The sequence below is a fragment of the Desulforhopalus singaporensis genome, assembly GCF_900104445.1.
In the GTDB taxonomy this organism is placed as follows: domain Bacteria; phylum Desulfobacterota; class Desulfobulbia; order Desulfobulbales; family Desulfocapsaceae; genus Desulforhopalus_A; species Desulforhopalus_A singaporensis.
Window position 1 is genome coordinate 1 of the sequence record NZ_FNJI01000098.1, and the last position, 2,260, is coordinate 2,260.

Annotated in this window: 4 protein-coding genes; all 4 read left to right on the plus strand. The window is 43.9% G+C overall.

The window, feature by feature from the left end:
• Positions 1-194, plus strand: a 194-nt coding sequence (locus tag BLQ17_RS23040) for a hypothetical protein (RefSeq protein WP_218121887.1), incomplete at its 5' end; no start/stop codon positions are given.
• Between the two features lie 88 nt (positions 195-282).
• The gene (locus BLQ17_RS21870; protein WP_092226395.1) at positions 283-918 is read left to right on the plus strand and encodes a ParA family protein; all 636 of its coding nucleotides are present in this window, start codon (positions 283-285) and stop codon (positions 916-918) included.
• A 4-nt stretch (positions 919-922) separates the two neighbouring features.
• Positions 923-1,195 (plus strand): hypothetical protein, encoded by a 273-nt coding sequence (locus BLQ17_RS21875; RefSeq protein WP_092226396.1) that lies wholly within the window; start codon positions 923-925, stop codon positions 1,193-1,195.
• A 646-nt stretch (positions 1,196-1,841) separates the two neighbouring features.
• Positions 1,842-2,260: transposase (locus tag BLQ17_RS21880; RefSeq protein WP_143005618.1), on the plus strand; the 419-nt coding region annotated here is incomplete at its 3' end.

Genomic DNA, 2,260 nt, shown 5'->3' on the forward strand with positions numbered 1-2,260 from the left:
CCTCTTCGATAAAAACAATAAAAAGGGTTCATCTACCATCTGGTTTTATGCGTCGCTACCCTCCAACTTGGGTGGCCGGGATCGTCTGGAATCACCGGCCGGGATCAGTGGAATACGCACTGTCTCCGAAAGATCCGGGGACAGCTCAGAAACCAGAAAAAATAGCACAAAAATACGTAATCTTCTTGATCTGATGCGTAAAAAGAGATAGGTTTATCTTTTGGTGAAAATGTTATCTTTTTATCTATTTACTAATTAATCTTTTTATATTTTTTGCTTTTTATGAAAACTATCTCATTCGTCTCCCAAAAGGGCGGTGTAGGCAAAAGCACCCTTGCTCTCGCAACCGCATATGAGGCATCCAAGAGTGGGTTGTCTTTGAAGGTCGCGGATATGGATACTCAACAGGGGACCCTCTCTGATCTCCATCGGCAACGGCTTAACAATGGTAACTCTTCAATTGGCTCGGTGGAAATTTTTGGGACGATTGACGATCTCAAAAAATCTGTTGCAATGAGCAATTATGACTTTCTAATCATTGACGGTACTCCAAGAGCCAGTAAAGGGACACTCGCCGCCGGGAAAATATCTGACCTCATTGTATTGCCTTGCTGCTCAAGCAGGGCTGATCTCATTCCCACCATCAAGCTTGGTCATGAACTGGTTAAAAATCAGATACCTCGCGGTAATATAGTCTTTGCTTTGTCCAGGGTGACCACGGCATCAGAAATTGGCGATGCACGTGAGTTTATAAGAGAATCCGGCTTCAAGGTACTCGATGGATGTGTCTTTGAAAAACCTGGTTACCGACAAGCCCAGAACGATGGATACGCCTTGACGGAAACTAAATGGAAAAGCCTCAATAATAAAGCAAACATTGTTCTGGAAAGCATCTTAGCCAATTTATTGAGCGAGTAGAATAATGGCAGATTTCAGCAAGATAAAGCAGACCAAAAAAAGCCGTTTCGGAGAGGCTCCCTCGCCAGAGGATAGTGATAACAATCTCGCGGCACCAGAAACAGCTCCTGCACGTAAACCTCGAAACAAGACAGGTCGAACAGTGCCATTTGCTACAAAAGTCACTGCTGAATTCGACGAAGAGTTCAGACGCATAGCCTTTATGGGGAAAATGAAAAAGGTTGAATTGCTTGAGAAAGCGTTGGAAGCGTACAAGGCAGCATACGATATAGATTAGATAATTTTATATCTTTTTATCTAATTGACAATTTATCATTTTATCTTTTTGTAATGTCTGAAATGATAGAGAAAACAATAAGGCCTCAGCCGGTGCCAGCAATATTCATATCGTGTGTGCACTAACCCTGACCGAAATGAAGATTCATGTTGGTTTGCCAAGAGCCAACGAGTGCATTCCTTAGCGCTGTATGCCGGAAAATTTACGGAGCCTGTAGATAGCTCTTTGTCAGTGGCCATTTCCTGATTGGGGCCATCCGTTTCAAAGAGCCTGACTTCCCAGTTTTTTGTGGGTTACGTATTGATTGATACCAAAGGGCAAGAAAAATAGTGATTTTTACCCACCAGTTTGTCCTTATGGGTCTTGACTACAATGCGGTGTAGACAAACGACCTGATAAATCTTATCCCGGGTCGGCAGGCTTTATCATGTCTCCAAAAAAGTGGAGCAGTAGTTAAGCCAGTAATCTCTTTTCACATCTCTTTTTCAAAAAGAGCCATTGCCTTGCCGTTCGTTGCAAGCATCCTTCAGCAGTTAAAATAGATTCTCCTCAGTAATGAATAACTATCTGTAATCGCAAGTATAAAACCGCTGAATCGTGTATGATGTGTAGAAATTAAACAGGATATTCCTCAAAAGGCTTGCACATGATCCAATATACGAGCTGTAAGCAACTCAGCCTGGATGGATTTAGCCTTCCCTTTGGCGGTACGCTGAATCCGAAGAACCGGTGGGTAAAATGGAGTGCAGTTATCCCGTGGGACGATTTAGCTGCATGCTATTACAAAACGATGACTCCCAATAAGGGACGTCCGGGAAAAGATGCACGCCTGGTGATCGGTGCGATGATCATCAAGCATAAGTTAACCCTGAGCGATGAAGAGACGGTGCTGCAGATCCAGGAAAATCCGTACCTCCAATACTTTGTTGGCTTCAGCAGTTATGTGGATAAGCCTCCCTTTGCGCCCAGTCTGTTCGTCGATATCCGGAAACGGATGGGCGCTGATGTGTTTGCCGGATTTGAGCAAGTGATCCTTGAGAAGATTGGGAAACCCCGTCGTACAGG